We start from the raw sequence: 20661 nt of genomic DNA, 5'->3' as shown, positions 1-20661 counted from the left end.
GATCGGAAGCTTTACATGAATATAGCGATTGGCCGGGATGGGGCGGTAAGCCACCGCTCCTGATCTGCGGCCAAGACTTCAATTCCATTCACATCCTGTTCTTCGCTGGATAGGGTGGATACAAAACGATCAATTCCGCTTTAGAGACGACCGCCGACTGAGGGGCTGCCTTGTTTGCGACTCCTCGGAATTTGGGCGCTGCTACCCGGCCCATTGAACGGCACGCGCCACATAGACGGGTATGCCGGTTGCTAACGTGATATCCTCGATGATTGGCGCCAGCGAACCGAGTTCGTCCTCGATAAGCGCGACGAGCTTGGGATAGTTGATATCGACGCCAGTGGCGTCGGCAGCCCAAGCGTTCATCCAATCGCCGCCGTTGACGCGGAATTCATGCGTGTCGCAATCAAATTCGAGATCGTCCAGCAGACTGATGGTGAAGCGCCCGAAAATCTCGTTCTCACCCTCCAGCTGATATTCGGCGAATTCATCGTCCCCGATGAGAACCCTCCGTTGCAACTCCATGATGACGTGGATCCGATCAATTGCCGCCTCGAGTCCATCGACCAGGCGATCGTGAAGCTCGCGCGAGAAGCTGCTGTCGCAGCCGAAGCGGTTTGCCAGGACGACGAGTCGGAAACCGGCAAGCTTGGTGTAGAGCATGAGGTTCTGATTGGTTGTCATAATGTGATCTCCTTCATCTTGATGACGGAGATCGGCGCCTCTGTTGCAAAGAGGGGTCAAGGACCGCGGAACGCGGCTTGCAAGCGGGGGAACCGATTTTTCCAGAGCGCAGTGAAACGCAGCGGCGGAAAAATTGGGGGCGACCGCGCCGTCCTTGACGCCGGATTTGCTGGAGTAAAATAGGACGTCAGAGAGAAGAAGACCCGCGGACCCGAAGGGGCCGCGACCGCTTCCGGCGTGAGCCGGCGGGAGACGCATCGAGGATAGAACCCCTCGGCGATCATTCGCTCACATCATCCAACGAGACCGGCGACCGGAGGCGGAGGTCGCTTGTGGGCTTGCGTGATCGAAGCGAATAGCCCCCGGCGACCATTGGCCGGCTCGCCCACTATCGTCGGTTTCGGCCATCATCACGAAAATGAATCGGTGCGGGTCGACCGATTCACAAGTGTCGTTGGACGCAAAAGCTGGAATAAGCGATTCTTCCGTCATGCTCGCTCAGCCCTATCAGCTCTATATCGAACGCACGGACGCGACGAAAAATATGGCGCGCTTCTACGTGCTTGCGATCGAACCAACGCTGTTCGGCACGCCCTGCTTGACGCGGCGATGGGGACGCATCGGAACGACCGGCCAGGCCATGGTGCATCACTTCGACAAGGAAGAGGATGCAGTAAGCATGTTCCTTGATCTTCTTCGGACGAAACGGGCGCGCGGCTATAGACCGAACACAAGAATCCGACGTGAACCCATGGTCTGGAGCTGTCCGGGAAGCCTTCATAACCGGTAATCTTTGATGTGAAGCACAGCTTCGGGGCGACGCGCCGGTCGATCCGGCGTGCCGGCCCAGGCGGGAAGGCAAAGGCCACCCTCAGAAGGGTGGCGCAGCATCGATGGTGCCCTCCTGTTCGGCGATCGCTACAGTCAGTTCGGCCTGAGCGATCTCCAGCTCCGCTTCGATCTGGCGGCGCTCGGCGGGATCGGCGTTCCTGAGCTCGGCGCGCAGTTCTTCAACCTGAATTTCGAGTGCAACCGTCATCGTCGTCATCTCCTGAATGATGTGAAAGATGACGCCCCGGGTCGTGGGGGTCGGGCCGGGTCAAGGATCGCGTCAGCGACCGGCGGAGCCGGCGAGCGGAGGAACCGATTTTCTGACGGTGCCTTTCAGGGCGCCGGCTGAAAATTGGAGGGGCCGCGAAGTCCTTGAGGCGGCACGAGCCTCACGGCAGACTCGGATATCTGAGCAGGCAGTCCTTGGTCTCGTGTGGCACGACAGGAGGAGTGAATGCGGGCTCGATGCCCGCGTTCACTCCCGATACCGCGCGTAACAAATCGCGAAACGGCGAAGGCGGCCCCGATTGCTCGGGGCCGCTCGAGTCGCTCTTCAGTTCGGGCTGTTCCAGAGGATGACTTTCTTGCCGGGATCACCGCCAGGAGCCTGGGCGACGTTGCCGAAGATCACGCCGATGTCAGGGGCCTCCAGCTTGACGGAGAGATATTCCTCGCCGGTCTGGCGGGCAATGCGGTTCCACGCCGCCCCTATTTCGAAGCCGGTCTTGCGGTGGATGATGCGGTAGTCGGGTGCGTCGTCGCTCGCCTTGCTGGCGTTGGGAACGATGGCGATCGGGGCGTTGACCCGGATGGTGGCAAAGATGCCTTCAAGGCTGCCGTCGGTCTTCTGCGTCAGGGCTGCGATGGTGGTTGCCATTGTATGTCTCCTTCGGTTGCTCGGGACCATTCCCGATGGCGCCCGAAGAAGGGACCGAGCCGCAGGCGTCACCGGAGCGCCAGCGCAGGGGAACCCCTTGCGGGTTGACGCTGACGGCGGCCGGTCCCTTAGAAAGGCGACACAAGAGAACGGGAATGGTCCTGAACGGCGACCGAAGCCGGTGACAACCATCACGGCAGCCCAATTCTGCGCTGAGCAAGAGGGCGAGGATCAGTGGCGCGGTGCAAGACGGCGATAGAGATGCCGACGAGACCCCGGATCGGCAAGCTCGATCGGCTCGAGCAAAAGGGGAGAGTGTCCGGCGCCTCGAATCGAGCGTCGGCAGGTCGTCTTTCGCCAGCAGCGCGGCGAGCAGGGCGGTGTTAATCCACAGGCGGACCAGGTCGGCATCCCTTGCGCGAAGGTCTTCCAAGCGATCGGCGACTTCATGCGTTTGAAGCTCAGCTCGATCTGCCATCGCAGCCGATAGGCCGAGGCGAGCCGTTCGGCGGCCAGTCGTCGGCTGTGAGCGACGTCAGCAGCAACAGCCAGCCCGCCATCTCGATGCCAGCCTGGCTGGGCTGCTATTGTGCCTTGGCGGCCAACCGGCGCTCCCGTCCCCGGGCATTCTTGGCGGCCTCGGGCGGTATTTAGACCCCTCCTCCGGGGGGTGTGGCCGAAATGCCCCGGCGGCAGCCTTTGCCGTAACTTCGACGCACAAAAGAGTCCGGGTCCCATTGTTTCGCATATGCAGCATCCCTATCTGAGTTGGATATTGAACCACCGAGAAAGGACCTCCCGTCCGATCCCCCATCCGGGGGGCGCTGCTGCCGGGCTTTCGGCAGATCGTTGACAATTATTACCGCTCGTACATCCTGATTTCCTTGTGACCTGCGCATGAAAATGCGTCGGCCGGGGGATTTTTGGCTCTTGGGGATGGCGTGCCTTATGAGGATCATACCGAGAATGAGCACGATCGAATCCAGCGTGTCCTCCATCCTGTTGGACCGGGTCGCCGAATGGCTGACGCATTCCTCGCTGGCCGGCGACGACCTCGAAAACATCGTGCGCGGCTTCTGCGAACGACTTGCCGCCGCGGGCCTGCCGATCGCGCGCGTGCACCTGACCTTTTCGATGCTGCATCCGCTCTATGATGCGCTAAGCTTCACCTGGCGGCGCGCCAGCGGCGTCACCATCGAGGGCTTCCGGATGCCCGCTGGCCAGAAGCCAGACCGCTTCCTGCAGAGCCCCTATTATTACCTGCTCGACAACAACCTGCAGCACATCCGCCGGCGGCTGATGCAGGAAGGGCCGGCCGAATTCCCGATCTTCGAGGACCTGCGCAAGGACAGGATGACCGATTACCTCGCCTTCGTGCAGCCCTTCGGCGACGATTCGGTGCAAGGCATGATGGGCTCCTGGTCGACCGACCATCACGACGGTTTTACCGACGACATGATCGACGCGCTGCTCCGGATGCAGAACCATCTGGCGGTCGCCGCCAAGATGGCGGTGCTCGGCAAGCTCGCCAACAACATGTTGACCACCTATCTCGGCGGCGACGCCGGCAAGCGGGTGCTGAACGGCCAGATCCGCCGCGGCGACGGCGAGACGATCCGTGCGGCGCTCGTCATGGGCGACATGCGCGAATCCACCATGTATGCCGAAAAGGAAGGAAGGCAGTCCTATATCGATACGCTGAACCAGTTCTTCGACGCGATCGCCGCCCCCTTCAACCGCAACGGCGGCGAGATTCTGAGCTTCCTCGGCGACGGCTTTCTGGCCGTCTATCCCTGCGGGCGTCACAAAGACCCGTCGAAAATCGCCTGCGAGGCAGCGCTTTCCGCCGTCTACCAGGCGCAGGCGCGGGTGGCCGAGCTCAACCGCGACCGCGAGGAGAAGGGTCTGGCCAGGATCGGCTACGGCATCGGCCTGCATGTCGGCAACGTCATGTTCGGCAATGTCGGCCTCAAGGACCGGTTGACCTTCTCCGCCTTCGGATCGGCGGTCAACGAGGTGCAGCGTCTGCAGATCCTGACCAAGAAATACGGCCGCGAAGTCGTCGCCAGTCAGGCCTTCGCCGGCTATTGCGGCGGCGAATGGACGACGCTCGGCGAGGAGAAACTGCGCGGCATCCGCCAGAAGGTGACTGTGCTGCAGCCACGTGCCCCGGCCCCGGAGATTCATGTCGACGAACATTTCCGAGAGGCCGTGCAGAACGGACTTTCAGAAGCCGAACAGGTCATTCTCCTGCACCGCGACGCCAAGAAACAGGTCAAGCGCACAAGTATGGAGAAGTTCATCCAGTAAAACGCCAGGTTGCGGCCGCTAGAACTGCCGGTTCTTTCGGGCAGAGATGGAGAAACGCAGCAATTTCCCCTTGATTGTCATCAGCTAGACACCCCGTTTGCGGTACGATAGTGTTGCCTTAACGGGAACATAGAAGACTGGGGAATTTCATTGGTATGGCGTCCGCTGCCGATCTGTTGCGTATTGAGAATCTCGACGTCTCCTTCTCGGTTTTCGGCGACCGCCTGCGTGTCGTAAAAGAAGCCAATCTCCGCATTCTTCCGGGCAAGGTCACCGCTCTCGTCGGTGAGTCCGGTTCCGGCAAATCTGTGATTAGCCAAGCCATCATGGGCATCCTGCCCAATCCGGCGAAAGCGTCGGGCAGCATCCTCTTTACCGATCCGCTCGACGGCAGCACGACCGATATCCTGTCGCTGCCGCGCGACAGCGAAGAGATGCGCGATCTGCGCGGCAAGCGCATGGCGACGATTTTCCAGGAGCCGATGACCTCCCTCTCGCCGCTGCACACTGTCGGCAACCAGATCAGCGAAGTGCTGCTGATCCACACCGAAATCGACAAGCAGGAGGCGCGCGCCAGGACCGAGGAGATGCTCGGCCTCGTCGGCTTCTCCAATCCGCACCGCACCTACGACATGTATCCCTTCGAACTGTCGGGCGGCATGCGCCAGCGCGCGATGATCGCCATGGCGCTGATCTGCAAGCCGGCGCTGCTGATCGCCGACGAGCCGACGACGGCGCTCGACGTGACGATTCAGGCGCAGATCCTGGAATTGCTGCGCGACCTGCAGGCCAAGCTTGGCATGGCGATGCTGCTCATCACCCACGATCTCGGCATTGTCGCCAACATGGCCGACGAGGTGGTCGTCATCTATCACGGCGAGATCATGGAAGCCGGGCCGGTCGAGGCGATCTTCCGCGACCCGCAGCATCCCTATCTCAAGGCCCTGATGGCCGCCGTTCCGCATTTCGACATGAAGCCCGGCGAGCGGCTGAAGGCGCTGAGGGATGTGCGGGTCAATCTCGAGGCCCTTGTCGGCAAGAAAAAGCCGCAGCAGGCGGAAACCCCGGGCACGTTGCTTTCAGTCTCCAATCTTTCAAAGACTTACAAGACGCGCAAGCGCAGTTTTCTCGGCAAGCACGAGGCTACCGTGCTGCGCGCTGTGGACGATGTCAGCTTCGATATCCGCCGCGGCGAATGTCTTGGCCTGGTCGGCGAATCCGGCTGCGGCAAGACAACCGTCAGCAAGATCCTGATGCGCGCCATCACGCCGGACAGCGGCGCGGTGGTGTTCAACGATGGCAAGGACGTGATCGACCTGCTTTCCGTTCGCGGTGAGGCTCTCCAGGATATGCGCACCAAGATCCAGATGGTGTTCCAGGATCCGGTCTCCTCGCTTTCGCCGCGCATGACGGTGCGCAACATCCTCAGCGAACCGTTGGAGATCCACGACCGAGGTGACAGCGACGAGCGTAAGCGCAAGGTCGAAGGGCTGATGGCGGCGATCGGCCTCGACAAGCGCTATCTCAGCCGTTATCCGCACAGCTTCTCAGGCGGGCAGCGCCAGCGCATCGGCATTGCTCGGGCACTCGCACTCGGCCCGAAACTCGTCATCCTCGACGAGCCGGTGTCGGCGCTCGACGTCTCGGTGCAGGCGCAGATCCTCAACCTCCTGAAGGATCTGCAGAAGGAGCTGGGGCTCACTTATCTTTTCATCTCGCACAATCTCGCTGTCGTCGATTACATGGCTGACCGCATCGCGGTCATGTGCAAGGGCCGCATCGTCGAGATCGCTCCACGCGAAATCATCCTGCGCGATCCGGTGCACCCCTACACGAAATCGCTGCTCGCCGCCGTGCCCTTCCCCGATCTCGACCGGCCGCTCGATTTCCAGGCGCTCCGGGAAAACGGCGCCGCTGACAAGCAGAACTGGGGCAAGACCTTCACCGCCGAGCATGACGACGCGGCCGAGCTTGCCTATGCCGATCTCGGCGACGGCCATCTGGTGCGCGCCCGCAAGGGCGCGGATATCCGGGAGTTGCGCTGATGGTGACGCGTCGCACATTCCTCGGCGGCCTCGTCGGCGCTGCGATCGCGCCGGCAGTGCTTCGCGCCGAACAGGCCGTCGAACCGGAATTCCTGAAAGAGCGGCTGGCCGCCGGCAGCCTGCCGCCGATGGCAGAGCGCATTCCCGCCCGCCCGCGCATCTTCAACCTGAAGGAGATGGGGCTCGAACCCGGCGCCTATGGCGGCACGGTGCGCACCATCATCGGCAGCCAGCGAGACATCCGCTTCATGACGATCTACGGCTATGCCCGCCTGGTCGGCTACGACAAGCATCTGCAGTTCCAGCCTGACATTCTCGCCGATTTCCGCTCCGAAGACGACACAGTCTTCACCTTCACGCTGCGCGAGGGCCATAAATGGTCGGACGGAGCGCCGTTTACGGCCGATGATTTCCGCTACTGGTGGGAAGACGTCATCCTCAACGACAAGCTAACACCCGGCGGCGGTGCGCTCGAGCTTCGTCCACACGGCAGCCTGCCGCGCTTCGAGATGCTCGATCCGCTGACGGTGCGTTATACCTGGGAAAAACCCAACCCGATGTTCCTGCCGAGCTTGGCAGGCCCGCAACCCCTCGTCATCTTCGGGCCGGCGCATTACCTCAAGCAGTTCCACAAGAAGTATCAGCCCGACCAGGCGAAGATGGAACAGATGATGCAGGCCAACCGCGCCAAGAAATGGCAGGACCTGCACATCAAGATGGCGCGCTCCTACCGGCCTGAGAATCCCAACCTGCCGACGCTGGATCCCTGGCACAATACGACGGCGCTGCCAGCCGAGCAGTTCGTCTTCGAGCGCAACCCGTTCTTTCATCGCGTCGACGAAAACGGCAGGCAGCTTCCCTATCTCGACCGTTTCGTCCTCAACGTCTCTTCCTCGTCGATCATCGCCGCCAAAGCGGGTGCGGGCGAGGCCGACCTGCAGGCGACCGGCATCGATTTCAACGACTACACCTTCCTTAAAGAGGCGGAGAAGCGCTTTCCCGTAAAGGTCAATCTCTGGAAGGTCGCGCGCGGCTCGCGCATCACGCTCTTGCCGAATCTCAACTGCGCCGACGAGGTGTGGCGCGGCCTTTTCCGCGACGCGCGGCTGCGCCGGGCGCTGTCGCTGGCAATCAACCGGCACGAGATCAACATGGTCGCCTTCTATGGCTTGGGCACTCCGAGCGCCGATACCGTGCTGCCCGACAGCCCGCTCTTCAAGCAGGAATATGCCGACGCCTTCGTGAAGTTCGATCCCGATGAGGCCAACCGCCTGCTCGACGAGCTTGGCCTAGCCAAGCGCGGCGACGACGGCATAAGGCTGCTGCCTGACGGACGGCGCGCCGAGATCACCGTCGAGACCGCCGGCGAAAGCAATCTCGATACCGACGTGCTGGAACTGGTGCACGATCACTGGGCCGATATCGGCCTTGCGCTTTATACCCGCACCTCGCAGCGCGACGTCTTCCGCAACCGCGCCATGAGCGGCACGATCATGATGTCGATCTGGTATGGTCTCGACAACGGCGTGCCGACGGCCGACATGTCGCCGTCCGGTCTTGCGCCGACGCTCGACGATCAGCTGCAATGGCCGCTCTGGGGCATGCATTATCTCTCCGCCGGCCAGGAAGGCGTCGCACCAGACCTCCCGGAAGCTGCAGAGCTGGTGGACCTGCTCGGCCAATGGGGCTCGACGGCGAAGTTCGAGGAGCGTCAGGCGATCTGGCACAAAATGCTGTCGCTCTATACGCAGCAGGTCTTCTCTATCGGCCTCATCAACAGCACGCTGCAGCCGATCCTTCGCGCCGCCAAGCTGCAGAACCTGCCGGAGAGAGCACTCTACGGCTTCGATCCCACCTCCTATCTCGGCGTCTACATGCCGGATGTTTTCTGGTACAAGGAGGCCTGAGGCGTGCTCAGATATATTCTCTGGCGCATCGCCGCCATGGTGCCGACGCTCTTCGTCATTTCGGCGCTTGTCTTCACGATCATCGAGCTGCCGCCCGGCGACTTCTTCGAGAGCCAGATCGCCGAGCTGCGCGCCTCTGGCGAGACCGCCAATCTCCAGGAAATCGAGGAAATGCGGGAGCAATACGGCTTCGACAAGCCGGAAATCGTGCGCTACTTTTACTGGGTCGCCGGCATGCTGCACGGCGATTTCGGCTATTCCTTCGAATACCAGCTGCCAGTCTCGGACGTCGTCGGCGAACGGCTGTGGCTGACGATCCTCGTCTCCTTCACGACGATCCTGCTCACCTGGCTGATCGCCTTTCCGATCGGCATCTATTCGGCGACGCATCAGTATAGCTGGGGCGATTACGGGCTGACCTTTCTCGGCCTGCTCGGCATCGCTGTTCCGAACTTCATGCTGGCCCTGATCCTGATGTATTTCGCCAATGTCTGGTTCGGGCTGTCGATCGGCCACCTGATGGACCAGCAATATCTCAACGCGCCGATGAGCTGGGAAAAGGCGAAGTCGATCCTTGCCCATCTCTGGATCCCCGTCATCATCGTCGGCACGGCCGGCACGGCCGGCATGATCCGGCGGCTGCGCGCCAATCTTCTCGACGAGATGCAGAAGCAATATGTGACGACAGCCCGCGCCAAGGGCCTGCATCCGATGCGGGCGCTGGTCAAATATCCGCTGCGCATGGCGCTCAATTTCTTCATCGCCGACATCGGCTCGATTCTGCCGTCGATCATCTCGGGCGCCGAGATCGTCGCCATCGTCCTGTCGCTGGAGACGACCGGGCCGATGCTGATCAAGGCGCTGCAGAGCCAGGACATGTATCTGGCCGGCTCCTTCCTGATGTTCCTCGCTTTCCTCAACGTCATCGGCGTGCTGATCTCCGATATCGCCCTCGGCTTCCTCGATCCCCGCATCCGACTGCAAGGCAGGAGCACCAAATAATGTCGCCCCTTCCCGCACCCGGCGCGCCGCTGCCGCATTACGTCTCCACCGCGCCCTTCGATCCGCACGCGACCGAGAGCATGACGGCGGCGCAATCGCGCATCCATCTCGCCTCGCAGAAACAGCTGATGTGGTGGAAGTTCAAGCAGCACAGGCTCGCCTTGATCTCCGGCATCTTCCTTGCCGCCATCTACCTGATGATCCTGATCGTCGAGTTCCTGGCGCCCTACGGCCTGCACACGCGCAATGTCGATTTCATCCACGCGCCACCCCAGCGCGTCCATTTCTTCGACAAGGGCGAGTTCGTCGGTCCCTTCGTCTACGGCCGCAGCATGACGCTCGATCTCGACACGCTGCACCGCGTCTATACCGACAGGCCGAACGACGTGCAGCCGATCCGCTTCTTCTGCCGCGGCGATTCCTATAAGTTCTGGGGCCTCGTCGCCTCGAACTATCATCTCGTCTGCCCCGCGATCGGCGGCCAGATGTTTCTGCTCGGCACCGACCGGCTCGGCCGCGACGTGCTGTCGCGCATCCTCTACGGCGCGCGCATATCGCTGACGATCGGCCTGATCGGCATTTCGATCAGCTTCGTCCTCGGCATCGTCATCGGCGGCCTTGCCGGCTACTGGGGCGGCGTCTTCGACCTCATCGTCCAGCGCCTGATCGAGGTGCTGCAATCGCTGCCGAGCCTGCCGCTGTGGATGGCGCTCGCCGCCATCATGCCGGTGACCTGGAGTCCGATCGTCATTTATTTCGGCATCACCGTCATCCTCGGCATCATCGACTGGACCGGACTGGCGCGGGCCGTGCGCTCCAAGCTTCTCGCGCTGCGTGAGGAGGATTACGTACAGGCCGCGCAGCTGATGGGCGCCAGCACGCCGCGCATCATCGGCCGCCATCTGGTCCCGGGCTTCATGTCGCATCTCATCGCTTCGGCGACGATTTCGATCCCCGGCATGATCCTCGGCGAGACCGCGCTCTCCTTCCTCGGCCTCGGTCTTCGGCCGCCGATCACCAGCTGGGGCATTCTGCTCACCGAGGCAAAAAGCGTCAGCGTCATCGCCTTCTATCCTTGGTTGCTCTTTCCGATCATTCCTGTTGTTCTTGTCATTTTGGCGTTCAACTTTCTGGGAGACGGCTTGCGCGATGCGGCAGATCCCTACAAATAGCGGGACGCTCGGCGGCGCCTTCCGGCACCGCGCCCGCCTCTTGGCCTCCGGACGGTGGGGGTACTAATTCATGTTGTTCACCCCGGAGGGAACACCCATGGCCAGACGTCTCGAAGATGCTCGCATCCTCATGTACAGCCACGACACGTTCGGCCTCGGCCACCTCAGGCGCTGTCGCACCATCGCCCATGCGCTGGTCGAAGACTATCGCGGCCTCAACATCCTGATCATTTCGGGGGCGACGATCGCCGGCGCCTTCGATTACCGCGCCCGCGTCGACTTCGTGAAGATCCCGAGCGTCATCAAGCTGCGCAACGGCGAATATACGTCGCTCGCCAGCCATATCGATCTCCACGAGACGCTGAAGATGCGCGAATCGAGCATCCGCCATACGGCCGAGACCTTCCAGCCGGATATCTTCATCGTCGACAAGGAGCCGATGGGATTGAAGGGCGAGGTCGAGGATACGCTCGCCTATCTCAAGGCCCGCGGCACCGTGCTGGTGCTCGGCCTGCGCGAGATCATGGACGCGCCGCATCTGCTGGAGGCCGAGTGGAAGAAAAACAGCATCATGCAGAAGATCGACCAATATTACGACAGCGTCTGGGTCTACGGCCCGCCTGACTTCTACGATCCGCTCGTTGGTCTCGACGTGCCGGCCAGCCTGCGCCGGAAAATGGATTTTGTCGGCTTCCTGCAGCGCAGCGTTTCCAAGGGCAAGAGCTCGATCAACGCCCGCAAGGACAATTACCTGCTCGTCACCACAGGCGGCGGCGGCGACGGCTCCGATCTCGTCCACGACGTCATGAACGCCTACGAGGCCGATCCGACGCTGACGCAGAAGGCGCTCGTCGTGCTCGGGCCCTATATGCCGGCCGCCGAGCGCGCCAAGCTGGTGCAGAAGGGCGAAGCCATTCCCTATATAGAGGTGATCGAGTTCGACAATCATATGGAAGAGTTGATCGCCGGCGCCACCGGCGTCGTCGCCATGGGCGGCTACAACACCTATTGCGAGATCCTCTCCTTCGACAAGCCGGCCCTTATCGTGCCGCGCGTCAAGCCGCGCGAGGAACAGCTGCTGCGCGCAAAGCGGGCAAGTGAGCTAGGCCTCGTCGACATGCTGCTGCCGGAACAATCGGCCGATCCGGCCATCATGGCCGCGGCGCTGAAGCGCCTGCCCTCCCGGCTGCCGCCGTCGAAAAGCGGCAGCAATATGCATCTCGAAGGGCTGGACCACATCTCGCAGACTGTCGGCCGATGGCTCGACGGCCGCGCCACCCACCTTGCCGTCGTCGGCGCAGAATAGGGCACAGCCTTGCCGCCACGCCGCAAGATCCTCGTCGTGCTGAAAGGCTATCCCCGCCTTTCGGAAACCTTCATCGCCCAGGAACTGCTCGGCCTCGAACGGGCCGGCTTCGACCTGACGCTGATTTCCATGCGCCGACCGACCGACAAGAAACGCCATCCGGTGCATGACGAGATCAAGGCGCCTGTCCTCTATCTGCCGGAATATCTGCACGAGGAGCCGATCCGCGTACTCAAAGGCTTGGCAGCCGGCTTCGGCAAACCCGGCTTCAAGCCACTGATCAAGCGCTTCTTCGCCGACCTCAAGCGTGATCTCTCCCGCAACCGCTTCCGTCGCCTCGGCCAAGCGCTGGTGCTGGCGCGCGAGTGGCGTGACGGCGGTGAGTGGCTGCATGCCCATTTCATCCATACGCCGGCCTCGGTGACGGAATATACGAGCATCCTGACGGGCACGCCCTGGACCTGTTCGGCCCATGCCAAGGACATATGGACCTCGCCCGACTGGGAATTGAAGGAAAAGCTGAAGAGCGCCCGCTGGACCGTCACCTGCACCCGGACTGGCTATGAACACATGCGCATGCTGACATCGCGCAAGCAGGCCATACATTTGAGCTATCACGGCCTCGATCTCGCCCGCTTCGGCCATTTTTCCGGCGCGCATTCCGAGAGAACCGGCAACGACCCGGCCGATCCGGCCTTCATTCTCAGCGTCGGCCGCGCGGTCGAGAAGAAAGGCTACGACGTGTTGCTGCGGGCGCTGGCGCAGCTGCCGGCTGATCTCCATTGGCGCATGGAGCATATTGGCGGCGGCGACGAGCTTGCCAGGCTGAAGGCGCTCGCAGCCGAGCTCGGCCTCTCCGGCCGCATTGTCTGGAAGGGCGCCATGGCACAGGAAGACGTGCTCGATCACTACCGCCGCGCCGATCTCTTTGCGCTCGCCTGCCGCATCGCCGCCAACGGCGACCGCGACGGTTTGCCGAACGTGCTGGTCGAGGCCTCGAGCCAGCGCCTCGTCTGCATCTCCACCACGGTATCCGGCGTGCCGGAGCTGCTGACGGACGGCGAGAACGGCCTCGTCGTGCCGCCGGAGAATCCGGCGCTGCTCGCCAGCGCGCTGGAGGCGGCGATTCGCGATCCGGCGCTGCGCCAGCGCCTCGGCGACGCCGCCGAAAGGCGGGTGCGCGAGGACTTCGATTATCATTCCAGCATCAGGCAGCTCGCCGGCCTGTTCGAGGCCGAATGGCAGAAGGCGTCATGATGGCACCGCGCATCTTTTTCTATGTCCAGCATCTGCTCGGCATCGGCCACATCGCCCGCGCCAGCCGCATCGCCAATGCACTCGTCAGGGACGGCTTCGACGTCACCGTCGTGACCGGCGGCCTGCCGGTGCCGGGTTTTCCCGGCGAGGGCGTGAAGACCGTCGCCCTGCCGGCGGTCGTCGCCAGCAATGCCGGTTTCTCCGGCCTTGCCGATGCCGATGGCCGGCCGGCCGGCGAAGAATTCCTGGCCGCTCGCCGGAACTTGCTGCTCGACGCCTTCCATGCCGCAAGGCCCGATGCCGTCATCATCGAGGCCTTCCCCTTTGGCCGGCGGCAGATGCGCTTCGAACTTCTGCCCCTGCTTCAAGCGATCGAAGAGGCCGAACCGCGGCCAAAACTCGTCAGCTCGGTGCGCGACATCCTGCAGCAAAACCGCAAGGCCGGCCGCGACGCCGAGACGGTCGCCCTGGTCAAGGATCACTTCGACGCCGTGCTTGTCCATGGCGATCCCGGCTTCGTCAGGCTCGAGGATACCTTCCCGCTGACGCCTGAGATCGCCGACAGGCTGCGGTATACCGGCCTCGTCGCGCCGCCGCCGGCGCCCGAACCGACGGAAACCTTCGACATCATCGCCTCGGCCGGCGGCGGCGCGGTCGGCGCCGAGCTGATCGGCGCGGCGAAGGAGGCGGCGGCGCTGCTGCCGGTCGATCTTCGCTGGCTGCTGATCTCGGGTCCCAACCTGCCGGAGGCCGATTTCGCCAGACTGTCGCGGGACGCAGCCCCGAATGTGACGCTGGTGCGCTTCCGCAGGGATTTTCCTTCGCTCTTGCGCGGTGCCAGGGTATCGATCTCGCAGGCCGGCTACAACACCGTCGGCGACCTCTTGCGCACCGAGTGCCGGCCGATCCTCATCCCTTTCGTCGCCGGCGGCGAGACCGAGCAGACGGTGCGCGCCGAACGGCTGCAGGCGCTGGGCCTTGCCGATATCCTGCCGGAACAGGGGCTGACCTCGGCCCATATGAAAGAGGCTGTCGAAAAGGCGCTGGCAGCGCCTCGGCAGGAGCCGGTCTCGCTCGATCTCGACGGGGCGGAGAAGACGGCTGCCATCATTCGCTCGCTGATTGCCGAATCGCTCGCCTTATTTAAAAGTCCTGTGATATAAGCAGAGTTCCGGCGAGAATCGGCCTGTCTGCAGCCGGTCCCTTCGCCTTGTTTTCATTGCGATATCGGCGGTCCGGCTGCATGGTCCTGTTCTCGACAATTCCTACCCTCCCCGCGCCCGGATCGCGCCTTCGGAATTTCCCAGCACGCTGAAGGTTAGCCATGGAAAAGAGCCTCGCCCGCTATATCTGGAAGAACACGCGGCTGCAGCAGCTGTGGATCCTGGCTGTCGTCGCGGCCTCGATGATCCCCTATTTCCTGTCCTTCGATCTGCCGAAGCAGATCGTCAACGGACCGATCCAGGGCGACGGCTTTGAAGGCCCCGGCGCAACCCAGACTTTCATGCATATCGCCTATGACATTCCGCTGATCGGCCATGTGGAATTCTTCAAGGGCGTGCAGCTCGACCGTTTCCAGATGCTGATGGCTCTCAGTCTGGTATTCCTGGCGCTGGTGGTGCTGAACGGGCTCTTCAAGTTCTACATCAACACCTATAAGGGCCGGCTCGGCGAACGCATGCTGCGGCGCATCCGCTTCGAACTGATCGACCGGGTGCTGCGGTTTCCGCCGGCCCATTTCAAGCGGGTGAAATCGGCCGAGATCGCTACGATGATCAAGGACGAGGTGGAGCCGATGGGCGGCTTCACCGGCGACGCCTTCGTCTCGCCTGCCCTGCTCGGCGGCCAGGCGATCACCGCGCTCGCCTTCATCATCGTGCAGAATTTCTGGCTCGGCATGATCGCCGCCGCCATCGTCGGCGTCCAGGCGGTCGTCATCCCGCGCATGCGCAAGCGCCTGCTGGATCTCGGCCGCCAGCGGCAGCTGACGGCGCGCGAGCTTTCCGGCCGCGTCGGCGAAATCGTCGAAGGCATCGGCACGATCCACGGCAACGACACATCCAACCTCGAACGCGCCGATATCGCCTGGCGGCTCGGCCGCATCTTCTCGATCCGCTACGACCTTTACCAGTGGAAGTTCCTGGTGAAGTTCATCAATAACTTTCTCGCCCAGGTCACGCCTTTCCTGTTCTACGCGATCGGCGGTTATCTCGCGCTGCAGGGCCGGCTCGACATCGGCCAGCTCGTCGCCGTCATATCAGCCTACAAAGACCTGCCCGGGCCGCTGAAGGAGCTGATCGACTGGGACCAGATGCGCCAGGACGTGCAGGTGAAATACCAGCAGGTCTACGAGCAGTTCAACGTCGAGCCCCTGATTGACAGCCACATCCAGGAATTGGCGACCGCACCCGTGGGCCCACTGACCAGCGCACTCGTCGTCACCAATCTGACGCTCTCCGACGACAGCGGCGCCCGCCTCGTCGACCACGTCTCGGTCGAAATCAAGCCGAATGAGACGGTTGCGATCGTCGGTCCGAACGGCAGCGGCGCCGAAGCCTTCGCCGAAGCGCTCGGCCGGATGATCTGGCCCGACTCCGGCCGCATCACCATCGACGGACGCGACCTGCTCGAGCTGCCGGAATCGATCACCGGCCGCCGCATCTCCTATGCCTCGGCCGACACCTTCTTCTTCCATGGCACGCTCGCCAGCAATCTGCTCTACGGCCTCAAGCACGCGCCGATGATCGACGCCGTCTACGACGAGAAGGAAGCGCAGGAGTATAAATGGCATTCCATCGAGGCGGTGAAGGCCGGCAACCCGACGCTAGACCTCAACAGCGATTGGGTGGATTACCAGGCGGCCGGCGCCAATGGACCGGAAGATCTCCTGAAAGCGATCCGGCCGGTGCTCGACGCCGTGCAGATTTCGCAGGACATCCTCGATCTGGCGCTGCGCTCGAACGTCAATACCGAGGTGCATGTGGCGGTCAGCGACCATGTCGTGGCGCTGCGAGCCTCGCTGCGCGACCGGCTGCGCGACGAAGGTCTTGACGGCATCGTCGTGCCTTTCGATTTCGACGCCTACAATGCCCAGGCAACGGTCGGTGAGAACCTGCTCTTCGGCACGATGAAGCGGCCGCTGATGACCAACCGCCGGCTGGCCGCCCATCCCTATTTCCAGCAGCTGTTCCGCGAGACGGGCCTCAGCACCGATCTCTACGCCATGGGCCTGGAGATTGCCGAAAACGCCGTCGAACTCTTTCACGACCTGCCGCCGGATCATCCTTTCTTCCAGCAGCTGACCTTCATGACGGCGGATGACATTCCGACCTATCAGGCGCTGCTGCAGAAGCTGCAAAGCCGCCGCTTCGAGGATGCGACACCTGAGGAGCGCTCCGCCATCATCCGGCTGAGCTTCGCCTATATTGAGCCGCGCCATCGCTTCGGCCTTTTGACCAACGAGCTGATGGACAAGATCGTCAGCGCCCGCAAGCAGTTCCATGCGCATATTCCGGCCGATCTCGCCGAGCTGATAGAGCGCTACGACGCCGAGCGTTTCACCCCGTCGGCAAGCCTGATGGACAATGTGCTCTTCGGCCGTATCGCCTATCAGCAGGCCGACGCCTCCGACCGCATCCGCGCCATCATGGGCGAGCTCTTCGACGCACTCGACCTTTATGACGATGTTCTGTCGATCGGCCTCGAATTCGACGTCGGCTCCGGCGGCAAGCGGCTGACCATGGTGCAGCGCCAGAAGCTGAACCTGGCCCGCGCGCTTCTGAAGCGCTCGGACTATTTCGTCTTCAACCGGCCGCTGTCGGCACTCGACCAGCGCGTTCAGGATCAGATCACCCGCAACATCATCGAAGACCTGCATAAGGAAGGTGAGCGCCCGGCGATCATCTGGGTGCTTTCGAATGCGCGGCTTGCCGAAATGTTCGACCGGATCCTGCTCTTCGACCGCGGCGGGCTGGCGGAAGCGGGAAACTATCCGGAACTTTCCGAGAAAAACGGTATGTTCAAGGAACTGTTATCGTAATATTCTATGGGGGCGGCGATGGTAGGCGTTCCCGGGGGAACGCCCGGAATTGAGGCGCCTGGTTCCAAGAACCCTGCGTCAGGGGATTGAAACGCTCATGCTGTTGAGAGACGAAGTCGAAATGCTGCGCCGGGTGCCGATCTTTTCCAGGATTGCACCAGCGAAACTCAAGCTTTTGGCCTTCACCTCCGACCGCATGACCTACAAAGCCGGTCAGGATCTCTTCCACCAGGGCGATGTCGGCGATGCCGCCTATGTCATCCTTTCCGGCAGCGCCGACATCATCGTCTCCTCGCCGGCAGGCGAGATCAAGGTCGCCGACGTCGAGCTCAATTCCATCGTCGGCGAAATCGCCATTCTCTGCGATGTCTCACGCACGGCGACAGTGCGGGCCACCTCGCCCCTCGAAGTATTGCGCATCAGCAAAGAGCACTTTTTAAAGCTGCTCAGCGACTTCCCCGAAATGGCCGTGGAAATCATGCGCGTGCTCGCCGACCGCCTTAATCACACGACGGCGGAATTGACCGCAGCGCGGGCGGCAAAGCAGCCGCAGATGGCGCAGTAAGATCAAATCAAGATTTCGGCGGCCATTTCTGCGCGCCATCGACGAGGCGCAGCATTTCGACCTGTTTGATGTCCTGACGTGTTGTATTTGCAATGTCCAGCAGATGCAGGCGGCAGGCCACCGCTGCTGCAGCCTTTGTGCCGCGTGGCTGCCCCTCACCCTAACCCTCTCCCCGTAAACGGGGCGAGGGGACGTGCCCAGCGAGAGGCTGGCGAGGAACAGAGGGCTCGCCGCTTGCCCCCTTGGCCCCGCAGGCGGGGAGCAGGTGCTGGCAGGCGGATGAGGGGCTGTTGTCCGAGGCGCGAGCTCCCGTGTCCAAATCCGCCTATTCACGCTGCTCCAGCGCCCTGCTGAAAGGCGAGTGCTGCCGCGCGCAGATGGCGCCGGGCAGTAGTAATCGACGAAATTCAGGCCAAAGCGGCCAAGCGACACAGAATACGCCCTATTCAAACGGGCCTCGGCCTTCGACAAAGGCGGCAATATCCGACCTCAACGGAGATCGCACTGTAAGCGCATCGAGCCGATAAAAATCATGCTGCTTGCCGGCGTAGATTTTCCAGCACTGGGGAACAGCGTTGTTCCAGCTTTCAGTTGGCCGGTATGGATCGAGCTCTCCCCAGAAGACCATGGTGGGTATATCGAGGGGACACGTTTCGAAGCGCAACCTGGTTGATGACACGCAGATCAGCGCCTGGAGTTCAAGACCCTCTCTGACCGCATTCCACAGAGCCGTCCCACCGGCGCTAAAACCGATCCCCAAGCACCCGCGTCCGTCGATCTCACGAAGTGCCCGGATCGCATGCCGCATACCGTCCTGGTTGAAGAGATGGTCATGAAGCGCGTCCCCACGTAGATCAGGACGCCCGCTCAGGTCGGCCAGTTGCAAACCATGGCGCTGAAAGCTGCCAGCATCCAGCAGCTCGACAAAGGTTTCGGGAAAGCCGTGGATATCGCCAACGACCAAATGTTGCATTTCGACGATGCCGCTCTTCTCTGCGATAGATGCTAAGGCAGCCGCCGGTTTCCCGGCGGACTGTCTCGATCCTATTCCCGCTGTTCCAGCGCCTTGCTGAAGGCCAGCGCGGCCAGCGTGCAGATGGCGCCGGAGAGAAGGTAGTAACCGACGAAGGTCAGGCCGAAACGGCTGGAGAGGCTGAGCGCCACCAGCGGCGCAAAGCCTGCGCCGACCAGCCAGGCGAGATCCGAGGTGAAGGCTGCACCGGTATAGCGATAGCCGCGGCCGAAGCGCGACGAGATCGAGCCTGTCGCCTGGCCGAAGGACAGGCCGAGCACGCCGAAGCCGATGATGACGAAAGCGTCGTGGCCATTATTGCCGGAGGCGATCAGGATGGGCCCGATAAAGCTGAAGACGGCGATGATGACGGCGCAGATGGCAAGCTGGGCGCGGCGCCCGATGCGGTCGGCGATCAGGCCCGAGGCGATGATGGCGATGACGCCGACCATGGCGCCGATCACCTGCACCACCATGAAAGTGCCGATCGGCTGGTTGCCGTAAAGGCTCATCCAGCCGAGAGGGAAGATGGTGACCAGGTGGAACATGGCGAAACTGGCGAGCGGCACGAAGGCGCCGATCAGGATGTCGCGGCCGTGAACGCGCAGCACCTGGAGGATCGGTGCGGCCTCCAGCTCATGCTGCTCCAAAAGCGTGCCGAATTCCTTGGTCATGACCAGGCGCAGACGCGCAAACAGCGCCACGACGTTGATCGCGAAGGCGACGAAGAAGGGATAACGCCAGCCCCAGGAGAGGAAATCCTCGCTGGACAGGTTGGCGACGAAATAACCGAAGAGCGTGCTTGCCAGCGCAAAGCCGATCGGCGCGCCGAGCTGCGGGATCATCGCGTACCAGCCGCGGTGATTGGGCGGCGCGTTGAGCGCGAGCAGCGATGCCAGACCGTCCCAGGCGCCGCCGAGCGCGAAGCCCTGGCCGAGACGGAAGAGCGCCAGCAGGGCGATCGACCAGACGCCGATCTCAGCATATCCGGGCAGGAAAGCGATCGAGGCCGTGGAACCGCCGAGCAGGAAGAGTGCAATCGTGAGCTTCGTGCCGCGCCCGTACATCCGGTCGATGGTCATGAAGACCACGGACCCGACGGGGCGGGCGAGGAAGGCGAGCGAGAAGATGGCGAAGGAATAGAGCGTCGCCGTCAGCCTGTCCGGTGCGAAGGGAAAGACGAGCTGCGGAAAAACGAGGACCGAGGCGAGGCCATAGACGAAGAAATCAAAGAATTCCGACATGCGGCCGATCACCACGCCGATGGCGATACTGCCCGGCGAAACCGGCTTGTCGTCGTGAATGCGCCGCGCGTCGCGTTCGAGCGACGACGATGACGGTCCGTAATGCGATGTTGTAGCCATGAAAAACGCCTCCTCGTTAAGGCGCTTCCGGCAAGGCGCCCCAGGCTGATCTTGATCAAACCCGCAGGCTTATCAAGTCCGCAATATGGAAATAGTTCATCATCGCGGCGCAAATCGAGCCGTGTCAGGAAAAATTGCGTGGCCCCAGCCGCTATTTTTCCGGTGCAAAAGCTGGCCTGGCCGGCTCTTGCGGATATATTGAGGGGACATGCGCGCGCAAAAAATCCTTCTCGATTTCATCAGGATTTCAAAGCGGTAGCGCAACATGATTTCTACCGCACTGCGGCATC

16 protein-coding genes are annotated in these 20661 nt (G+C 62.3%); 11 read left to right on the top strand and 5 right to left on the bottom strand.

The genetic code is table 11. The annotated features are described in order from the left end of the window. Nucleotides 1–201: 201 nt before the first annotated feature. Nucleotides 202–684 carry a hypothetical protein gene (locus NXC14_RS24580; RefSeq protein ID WP_085780656.1) on the bottom strand — a complete coding sequence of 161 codons (483 nt, stop codon included), beginning with the start codon at nt 682–684 and terminating at the stop codon, nt 202–204. 490 nt (nt 685–1174) lie between these two features. Here NXC14_RS24580 and NXC14_RS24575 point away from each other — a divergent pair, with 490 nt between their 5' ends. Further along, entirely contained in the window at nt 1175–1474 is a 300-nt protein-coding gene (locus NXC14_RS24575) for a WGR domain-containing protein (RefSeq protein WP_085780655.1), read from the top strand. Between the two features lie 81 nt (nt 1475–1555). Here NXC14_RS24575 and NXC14_RS33170 read toward each other — a convergent pair whose 3' ends face one another. Both NXC14_RS33170 and NXC14_RS24570 read right to left on the bottom strand, forming a co-directional pair. Continuing rightward, a complete protein-coding gene (locus NXC14_RS33170) occupies nt 1556–1723 on the bottom strand; it encodes a hypothetical protein (protein WP_198175578.1) in 168 nt (55 codons plus the stop codon). A gap of 345 nt (nt 1724–2068) precedes the next feature. Next, complete coding sequence (locus NXC14_RS24570) at nt 2069–2392, bottom strand: DUF736 family protein (protein ID WP_085780654.1); 324 nt, start codon at nt 2390–2392, stop codon at nt 2069–2071. 966 nt (nt 2393–3358) lie between these two features. Between NXC14_RS24570 and NXC14_RS24560 the strand changes: the two genes are divergently transcribed. From NXC14_RS24560 to NXC14_RS24515, 10 genes are all read left to right on the top strand, one after another. Next, nucleotides 3359–4702, top strand: coding sequence for an adenylate/guanylate cyclase domain-containing protein (locus NXC14_RS24560; protein ID WP_085780653.1), 1344 nt, complete (start codon nt 3359–3361; stop codon nt 4700–4702). Between the two features lie 155 nt (nt 4703–4857). After that, nucleotides 4858–6747 (top strand): ABC transporter ATP-binding protein, encoded by a 1890-nt coding sequence (locus NXC14_RS24555; RefSeq protein ID WP_085780652.1) that lies wholly within the window; start codon nt 4858–4860, stop codon nt 6745–6747. Next, nucleotides 6747–8654 carry an ABC transporter substrate-binding protein gene (locus NXC14_RS24550; RefSeq protein ID WP_085780651.1) on the top strand — a complete coding sequence of 636 codons (1908 nt, stop codon included), beginning with the start codon at nt 6747–6749 and terminating at the stop codon, nt 8652–8654. Before NXC14_RS24555 ends, NXC14_RS24550 begins: the two co-directional genes overlap by 1 nt. A gap of 3 nt (nt 8655–8657) precedes the next feature. Further along, on the top strand, nt 8658–9656 hold the full coding sequence (locus tag NXC14_RS24545) for an ABC transporter permease (RefSeq protein WP_085780650.1): 999 nt from the start codon (nt 8658–8660) through the stop codon (nt 9654–9656). Continuing rightward, nucleotides 9656–10828 carry an ABC transporter permease gene (locus NXC14_RS24540; protein WP_085780649.1) on the top strand — a complete coding sequence of 391 codons (1173 nt, stop codon included), beginning with the start codon at nt 9656–9658 and terminating at the stop codon, nt 10826–10828. The genes NXC14_RS24545 and NXC14_RS24540 overlap by 1 nt, the downstream gene beginning before the upstream one ends. Nucleotides 10829–10925: 97 nt before the next feature. Continuing rightward, entirely contained in the window at nt 10926–12134 is a 1209-nt protein-coding gene (locus tag NXC14_RS24535) for a glycosyltransferase family protein (protein ID WP_085780648.1), read from the top strand. A gap of 9 nt (nt 12135–12143) precedes the next feature. Then, nucleotides 12144–13391 carry a glycosyltransferase gene (locus tag NXC14_RS24530; RefSeq protein WP_085780647.1) on the top strand — a complete coding sequence of 416 codons (1248 nt, stop codon included), beginning with the start codon at nt 12144–12146 and terminating at the stop codon, nt 13389–13391. Next, nucleotides 13388–14554, top strand: coding sequence for a glycosyltransferase (locus NXC14_RS24525; RefSeq protein ID WP_085780646.1), 1167 nt, complete (start codon nt 13388–13390; stop codon nt 14552–14554). Before NXC14_RS24530 ends, NXC14_RS24525 begins: the two co-directional genes overlap by 4 nt. A gap of 161 nt (nt 14555–14715) precedes the next feature. Further along, nucleotides 14716–17430, top strand: a complete 2715-nt coding sequence (locus NXC14_RS24520; protein ID WP_085780645.1) for an ABC transporter ATP-binding protein — start codon at nt 14716–14718, stop codon at nt 17428–17430. A gap of 97 nt (nt 17431–17527) precedes the next feature. Continuing rightward, entirely contained in the window at nt 17528–17995 is a 468-nt protein-coding gene (locus NXC14_RS24515; RefSeq protein ID WP_004679746.1) for a cyclic nucleotide-binding domain-containing protein, read from the top strand. A gap of 442 nt (nt 17996–18437) precedes the next feature. Here the strand turns inward: NXC14_RS24515 and NXC14_RS24510 are convergent, their stop codons facing one another. Then, a complete protein-coding gene (locus NXC14_RS24510; RefSeq protein ID WP_085780644.1) occupies nt 18438–18968 on the bottom strand; it encodes an alpha/beta hydrolase in 531 nt (176 codons plus the stop codon). Between the two features lie 71 nt (nt 18969–19039). Next, complete coding sequence (locus tag NXC14_RS24505; protein WP_085780643.1) at nt 19040–20371, bottom strand: MFS transporter; 1332 nt, start codon at nt 20369–20371, stop codon at nt 19040–19042. Nucleotides 20372–20661: the final 290 nt, after the last annotated feature.

The organism is Rhizobium sp. NXC14 (genome assembly GCF_002117485.1).
In the GTDB taxonomy this organism is placed as follows: Bacteria; Pseudomonadota; Alphaproteobacteria; order Rhizobiales; family Rhizobiaceae; genus Rhizobium.
This window is presented reverse-complemented; position numbering and strand designations above follow the sequence as displayed.